We start from the raw sequence: 7,309 nt of genomic DNA, 5'->3' as shown, positions 1-7,309 counted from the left end.
GTGTTCTCGCTGCCGTAGGCCAGAGACAGATCCCGGAGCGTGTGGTTTGCGGGTTGTTGCGAGAGCAGGCCCATGATACGGCGATCATGATCGGTTTTGCGCTCGCCGAGCATATACGGCGTATTGGGCTACAGCGTCTTCGGCGTTGTGGCTCCAAAGCCGTGGATGCAGTCAGGGGGCAGATCCAGCATGCGCTGCATGGAATCCGCTTGAGTGGGGAGGCGGGGCAGGATGATGGTCGTCATGTTGGGGCTGGCCTCTGGTTTCCTGAGAGAAGGAGAGCTAAAATAACCATATTTAATTGGTGGTAATTTGGTCAATACTGTTCTTGCCGGTAAATTGTGTGCACAGTGCAGCACCCAAATACTTAATGATGGCAATAGGCGGATTCAGGGCCTTGCCTATTGCCTTCTGCGCGAACAGCTTGCTCCTCGTATAGAGACATAAGAATTCCGGTAGCACCTCGATATGAAGCTCAGAAAGATTGCCGAAGGCGGCACTGCTGAGGTGTTCTCCCTGCCAGACGGCAAGGTAGTCAAGCTATATCACCCCGAGTACCCGCCGGATGAGGCGGAGCGTGAGGCATCCAAGGCCGAACTGGCTTATAGACAGGGACTGCCAACGCCTGAGGTGATCGAGGTTCTGCAAATAGAAGGACGACAAGGAATTGTATTTGCAGACTGCAGCGGACCCACCATGGGGGATTGGCTGCAGGAGCGGCCTGGCGAAATCGAGTCGATGGCCAAGTTGCTGGCCGCTTTGCATGCTGAAGTACACAAGTGTTCCGTGGACGGTTTCCCAACGACGGTTCAAAGGGTTCAAGACAAGATTGAATGCGCCGAATCGTTGGACGATGAACTCAAGCTGAGCCTTCAGAACAGTCTCGCCGCGATGAGCGGTGGCGGGAGTATGTGCCATGGTGATTTCCACCCCGGAAACGTGTTGCTGTCCAGAAATGGCCCCATGATCGTTGACTGGGTTGACGGAACAGTCGGGCCGCCCGTCGCTGATGTGGCGCGGACAGTCTTGCTCGTACACTTCAGCCCGGATTCGCAAAATGCGAATGGAGCCGAAGCACATCGGGAAATGAAGAAGCGCTTCTTGCGAGCCTATCAAACGCAGTATCTGAAACTCCGGACATTTGCTGGCGAAGACTTTCAGCGATGGATGTGCATCATGGCCGGGGCACGATTGTCGGAGAATGTTGTGGACTCGAGCACGGGAAATTCTCTTCTGGCCCTAGCAAAAAATGCCGGCTATTCAGGCATGGCGGTGTATGTCTAAGTCCTGAGAGACCCGCTCTAAGGTCTTGTCCCTTGCCCTGGCGCAGACATTCGGCTCAACGCTTGAAGCCGTAATCACCCGGCAGATACTGATACAGCCAGGTCTCGCTCAGCGTCCTGTTGCCCAGCTTCAGATAGCAGCGCAGGTTGATCGGCTTGGTTCCCGTCGAATGCAGATCGAACTGCGCGCGCCACAGGTTCGTGCCGAGGATTTTCAGCACGAACTTGTTGCTCACGCTGCCGCGCGAGGCGGTCACCACCGGCTCGATGTCGAAGCGCTGGTGCATGTCGGCGAGCGGGCCGCCGGTGAACTCGATGACGAACTTACGGCCGTGCGGATCGCGCGGCGCGTGCTGGCCGGGGATGCCGGGCCGGCCCAGGCGGGTGGCGACGACGCGGGCGGCCGTGGGCAGGAAGGGCTCCTGCGCTACCCAGTAGAGCCGGTAGTCGAGCTTCCATGAAGTACCGGCCACGGCCTTGCGGGCGGGCTTCCAGAATGCGACGACGTTGTCGTTGGTCTCATCGTTGGTGGGGATCTCCACCAGCACTACTTCACCTGCGCCCCACTTGCCCTTGGGTTCGACCCACACGCTGGGGCGGCGGTCGTAGTAGGCGCTGTCGTCCAGGTAGTGGCGGAAGTTGCGGTCGCGCTGCAGCAGCCCGAAGCCCTTGGGGTCGTGGTCCAGGTAGCTGTTGGTCTGTACGTGCGGCGGGTTGTTGAGCGGCACCCAGATGCGCTCGCCCTTGCCCGTCCACATGGCGAGGCCGTCGCTGTCGTGGATCTCTGGATGCCAGTCGGGCGCGGTGCGCTGGTTGGTCTCGCTGTACCAGTACATGCTGGTCAGCGGAGCGACGCCGAGCTGGGCGATGTCCTTGCGCTGGAACAGCTCGGCTTCGACGTCGGCGGTGACCGACTTCTGGTCCTTGCGCCAGGTCATGCGGTAGGCGCCGGTCAGGCTGGGTCCGTCGAGCAGCGCGTAGACGACGATGTCGCCGCCGTCGGGCGGCTCCTCCAGCCAGAAGGCGGTGAAGTCCGGAAACTCCTCCTTCACGCCCGGTACGGCCGTGTCGACCGCGATGCCGCGGGCGGACAGGCCGTACTGGTTCAGCGGGCCGGCGCTGCGGAAATAGCTTGCACCCATGTAGGCGAGCCAGTCGCCGGGCTCCTTGCCCGTGTTCATGGCGCGAAAGCCGGCGAAGCCGAGGTCGTCTGGCGCTTCGGCGCGCAGCCCGCTCTTGCCGTAGTCGAACAGCTTTGGGTTGTAGATAACGCGCCGGGACTTGCCGCCGTTGACCGCGTGGATCTGCACCGGCTTGCGCGCGTATCTGCCGAGGTGGAAGAACTCGATCGGATACGGCTTTCGGTCGTTGCGCCACAGTGCATCGGCGCTGCGAAAACGGATCTGCTGGTAGACGTCGTAACCGATCTTGTCGAGTAGGGCCGGGTGCTGCACCGGCGTGGGCCGGTACGGCCGGCGCGACAGATCGCGCGCCCACTGGCGCAGCAGATCGAAGCTGAACGGCCGGGCGGGGCCGAACTGGAGGTCGGCTTCGTTGGCGGAAGTGGCCGCAACGGCGATATTCGAACGCGACGTGGCGACAACAACGCCCAGCGCCTGCATGGCCAGCAACACCCGGCGGCGGGTCGGATCGATACTCATGCGCGGCTGTAACCTCTCTGTCTCCGGAACACGCTGTATGCATTCATATGGTGGAGACGGACGGTAGCACGCGAAATTTCGGCAGCGGAGCTGTCGCTGGACAGCGACGTTGGGGTGTACGCTCATTCATGCTGGGTGCCAATGCGCCGGCCAATGGTCGGATCGTATGTCGGTGAGCGGACCGGGGTTGGTGTAAGCGGGGTTTTCCAAATTCTGGAGTGCGATGTGGATTTCGTTTTGTTGGCGGACCGTCCGGATGAGCTGGAGAGGGTCGCCGGATGGTATTTCGAGCAATGGGGCTACAGAAGGCCGGGCATGACGCTGGCCGATGCGCGTGAGGACCTGCGGGATTACCTGAACCGCGACAAGTTGCCGCTGATGGTGCTTGCGGTCGAGGGCGACGAGCTCATCGGGGCCGCGCAGCTGAAGTACCGTGAAATGAGCATTTATCCGGACCGCGAACACTGGCTCGGCGGCGTGTACGTTGCGGACGGTTATCGGGGCCGGCGGATCGCCTCGAAGCTGGTCGAGCGGATCGTGGCGCTCGCCCGCGCTTTCCGGGTGGAAACGCTGCACTTGCAGACCGTGCGCGAGGACGGTGGCCTGTATGCGCGCCTCGGTTGGCAGGCTCGCGAGCAAGTCCACTACAAGGGCGACGACGTATTGGTGATGTCGCGGGATATTGGCGATCGAAACCCGTAGCAACGGCGGCGTCGCCTTAGTAGCCGGTTAAGACTCTCGACGACACGAAAGGACTCTGTATGCCGACGATTCGACGAATACGCTATGCTGAACCGGGGTTGATCTCCGGCCTTTGCGGACTGCTGCAGGACTCCGTCCATGGCGGCGCCTCGGTCGGGTTTCTCGCGCCGCTTTCGGCCGAGGCTGCGCAGCGGTATTGGCAGCAGGTTATGGCTGCTCTGGGCGAGGGTTTGGGCCTGTGGGTGGCGGAAGAGGATGGCGCGGTAGCGGGCGCCGTGCAGCTGGCGCCTTGTCTTATTGCTCCGGCAGCCAAGTATTGCCCGCTTCAGGGCTTGAGCAAGGCCCTGAATCAAGGCGCAGTCCGCAGCCAATGGCAAGCCCTTGGCAAGGGAGTGCAACGCCGAGTCGGGGCCTTGCTCAAGCCCCGAACATGCTGTATTCAAAAGACTGGCCGGTCTGTGCCGGCCCGATGCCGCGTTATCGAACCTTGCTGTAGAGTGATTACAGCGGCGTTTCGATGCCTTGCCTTGGGCCGGCACAGGCCGGCTGAAGCGGGCAATACTTAGCTGCCGGAGCAATGAAGAAAACGGGCGCCACCGCGCCGATCTACAGAAGCTGTTCGTGCACAGCGAATGGCGCGGCCGCGGCATTGCCACGGCTCTGATGTCTGCCGCGGAAACGGCGGCGGCCGAAGCGGGCATTTCCCTACTGGTGTTGGATACGCTGCTCGGATCGGCGGCCGAGCGTATTTATGAGCATCTGGGCTGGACGCGTGTAGGCGAGATTCCCACCTACGCCGCGAGTCCGGACGGCGAGTTGCATCCGACGGTGTATTTTTACAAGACGCTCAATATCCAAGGACGGAGGTATCAGACATGAATGACGATGGACACGTAGGGTCCAGCAATGAACTCGAAGCACAGCTGGTGGTGGAGATATTCGTGCGGGATTTGGAACGCTCGCTGGCGTTCTATCGCGCGCTGGGCTTCGAACTTGCCCGCCGGACATCGGAATTCGCCGCGTTGCGCTGGGATGCGGCCTATCTCTTCCTGGATCAGCGTCCGGGGGCGGAAGAGCCGACGGATCAGCCGTTGTGCGCCAATGTGCGCGTGGTGGTCGACGACGTGGACCGTATTTGGGAGCGTGCGCAGGGGTTGGCCGCGAGGGTGGTCAAGGAACCCCGGAATCAGTCGTACGGCCTGCGTGATTTCACGATTGCCGACCCGGACGGTTTCGGCGTCCGGTTTGCGCAGCTTTTGTAGCGCCACGACTGAATCATTGAGTTCGGTCAATTTTGCGGGCTTGAGCCGTTGCCTGGCTGTGGCGACGCATGGCACCAATGCACCTGCGTCCAGTGATGTTTGCCGGGGTCGGCAAGGACGATGCAATAGAAAAACAAAGGGGGCGAGGCCGCAGCGGCGACGCCCGGGGATACCCATGTTCCGTGTCCGCGGCGCCTTCGGTTCGAATGCCGGGCGGCAAATGGGGGGTAATGGTAATGAGGGGAAACATCGCAAAACTTCTGGCGGCGATTCTGGCGGCCGGCTTCTCTTCGAGTGTGAATGCCGAGGGCGTGAAATCCTTTGATTTCAAGATTCCGCCTAAATCAGCGCAACTCAGGGCGGCGAAAACCGAGTGCAAGTTCGAGGGGCTGACGGTACCGGGCAACACTGTCGTCTATGCCGCCGGCGGATATCGGGGGCGCGACACGGGCTTTCAGATCGATCAGAGTGGTCATGCCGCGCGGCAGTTCGACGTGGCGGTGAACAGCCCCAACCGGCCGGTGGCCCTGATCCTGGCTTCCTATGAGCCGACCATCTGGAACATGGGCTGGAAGCAAGGGTACGAAGATCGTGGCAGTGCTGGTGTCCGGCTACCATCGCCAGGTCATTACCGGTCTGGAGAAGAAAACCCCGGTGCTGATAAGTACTTACGACAACCGGGGGCCATGCGGCTACTTCTATATCCGCAACAGCCGTAATACCGCGCTCAATCCCAAGTCCAGGGCGCTGTTCGGCAAGCCGGTCGATCTGGTCTACGTCGGCGATAAGAGTGGACGGCTGGTGCTTGGCAAGCCGATCGACGGCAAAACGAAGCTCGTAACGGCGGCGGACAGCTCACCGGAATCGTTCCGTGATCCCTCGGCCCCGCTGGCGGGAAAAGCCGGTCTCGACGCGGCGGTCGCGAAAGGTCTGATTCGCAGGGCGACGGCGCGCGATGCCGATGCGTGGGTCAAGGCGGTGTCGTCGAGGCCGTCCACTCTGGATGAGCCCCCCATTGTGGGTAAGGGTGTGCCCAAGCCGCGTCCGCCCCGCCTGCGTAACGCCTACGTCGTGCTGAAGGCGTTCACCTACCCCGCCGGCCTCTACGGCGCCCATTCGGCCACCTTCTTTATCGCCAAGGGAGCGCCCGCTCCGTCCGGAAACCCGGGGCACTCGGTCGTCTACGACTTCAACACCCTAAGCTGCAAAGGTCCGCTCTGTCGGAGCCGATAGGCGTCCGGGTACGGGCATCGCGTGGTGTGAAACGAAGAAGGGCGGCTTTTGCCGCCCTTCTTCTTGCGCTGTCCGGCCGTCGCCCTACTTGGCGAACAGGCCTTCCACCGCGCTGCGCTCCTCGCGCAGTTCCTGGGCGGTGGCGTCCATGCGGGCGCGGGAGAATTCGTTGATCTCCAGGCCCTGGACGATCTCGTACTTGCCGTCCTTGCAGGTCACCGGGTAGCCGTAGATGATGCCCGGCTCGATGCCGTAGGAGCCGTCCGAGGGGATGCCCATCGAGACCCAGTCGCCCTCGTCCGTGCCCAGCGCCCAGGTGCGCATGTGGTCGATGGCCGCCGAGGCCGCCGAGGCCGCCGAGGAGGCGCCACGGGCCTTGATGATGGCCGCGCCGCGCTGCTGCACGGTGGGGATGAACTCGCTTTCGTACCAACCCTGGTCGACCAGCTCGGTGGCGGGCTTGCCGTCGACGGTGGCGTGGTAGATGTCCGGGTACTGGGTGGAGCTGTGGTTGCCCCAGATGATCATCTTCTTGACGTCGGTCGAGTGCTTGCCGGTCTTCTCGGCCAGCTGGCTCAGGGCGCGATTGTGGTCCAGACGCACCATGGCGGTGAAGCACTTCGGACCCAGGTCGGGTGCGTTCTGCTGCGCGATCAGCGAGTTGGTGTTGGCCGGGTTGCCGACCACCAGTACCTTGACGTCGCGCTTGGCGTGATCGTTCAGGGCCTTGCCCTGCGGGCCGAAGATGGCGCCGTTGGCTTCGAGCAGGTCCTTGCGCTCCATGCCGGGGCCGCGCGGGCGGGCGCCGACCAGCAGCGCGTAGTCGACGTCCTTGAAGGCGACGTTCAGATCATCGGTGGCGACAACATCGTGCAGCAGCGGGAAGGCGCAGTCATTCAATTCCATCACGACACCCTTGAGCGCATCGAGCGCCGGGGTGATTTCGAGCAGGTGGAGGATAACCGGCTGATCCTTGCCGAGCATGTCGCCGGCGGCGATCCGGAACAGTAGTGCGTATCCGATCTGGCCGGCAGCGCCGGTCACCGCAACGCGAACAGGGGCTTTCATAGCGTTACTCCATACTAAGGGTGTGGATAAAGAGCAGAATGCTAACACGGCACCCCGGTCGTCCACGGACTGGCGGGTAAGCGGATTCCTCACGCGCGAG

At 62.3% G+C, this 7,309-nt stretch carries 8 protein-coding genes; 6 read left to right on the top strand and 2 right to left on the bottom strand.

The window, feature by feature from the left end:
* Window positions 1-311: hypothetical protein (locus P8014_RS19880; RefSeq protein WP_337819073.1), on the top strand; the 311-nt coding region annotated here is incomplete at its 5' end.
* Between the two features lie 157 nt (window positions 312-468).
* Window positions 469-1,284 (top strand): aminoglycoside phosphotransferase family protein, encoded by an 816-nt coding sequence (locus P8014_RS19875; RefSeq protein ID WP_337819072.1) that lies wholly within the window; start codon window positions 469-471, stop codon window positions 1,282-1,284.
* 55 nt (window positions 1,285-1,339) lie between these two features.
* Here the strand turns inward: P8014_RS19875 and P8014_RS19870 are convergent, their stop codons facing one another.
* Entirely contained in the window at window positions 1,340-2,944 is a 1,605-nt protein-coding gene (locus P8014_RS19870) for a glucan biosynthesis protein D (RefSeq protein ID WP_337819071.1), read from the bottom strand.
* Between the two features lie 225 nt (window positions 2,945-3,169).
* Here P8014_RS19870 and P8014_RS19865 point away from each other — a divergent pair, with 225 nt between their 5' ends.
* The 4 genes from P8014_RS19865 (at window position 3,170) to P8014_RS19850 (ending at window position 6,141) form a co-directional block, all read left to right on the top strand.
* On the top strand, window positions 3,170-3,646 hold the full coding sequence (locus P8014_RS19865) for a GNAT family N-acetyltransferase (RefSeq protein WP_337819070.1): 477 nt from the start codon (window positions 3,170-3,172) through the stop codon (window positions 3,644-3,646).
* Window positions 3,647-4,168: 522 nt separating this feature from the next.
* The gene (locus tag P8014_RS19860) at window positions 4,169-4,525 is read left to right on the top strand and encodes a GNAT family N-acetyltransferase (protein ID WP_337819069.1); all 357 of its coding nucleotides are present in this window, start codon (window positions 4,169-4,171) and stop codon (window positions 4,523-4,525) included.
* Complete coding sequence (locus tag P8014_RS19855; RefSeq protein ID WP_337819068.1) at window positions 4,522-4,908, top strand: VOC family protein; 387 nt, start codon at window positions 4,522-4,524, stop codon at window positions 4,906-4,908. Before P8014_RS19860 ends, P8014_RS19855 begins: the two co-directional genes overlap by 4 nt.
* A 543-nt stretch (window positions 4,909-5,451) precedes the next feature.
* Window positions 5,452-6,141: a hypothetical protein gene (locus P8014_RS19850; RefSeq protein WP_337819067.1), complete on the top strand. Its 690-nt coding sequence runs from the start codon at window positions 5,452-5,454 to the stop codon at window positions 6,139-6,141.
* Window positions 6,142-6,225: 84 nt separating this feature from the next.
* Here P8014_RS19850 and P8014_RS19845 read toward each other — a convergent pair whose 3' ends face one another.
* On the bottom strand, window positions 6,226-7,209 hold the full coding sequence (locus tag P8014_RS19845; RefSeq protein ID WP_337819066.1) for a malate dehydrogenase: 984 nt from the start codon (window positions 7,207-7,209) through the stop codon (window positions 6,226-6,228).
* Window positions 7,210-7,309 lie beyond the last annotated feature (100 nt).

Origin of the sequence: Acidihalobacter sp. (genome assembly GCF_037381185.1) — a bacterium.
Lineage (GTDB): Bacteria > Pseudomonadota > Gammaproteobacteria > DSM-5130 > Acidihalobacteraceae > Acidihalobacter_A.
The sequence above is the reverse complement of the archived record's forward strand: the minus strand, read 5'-3'. Positions and strand labels throughout refer to the sequence as shown.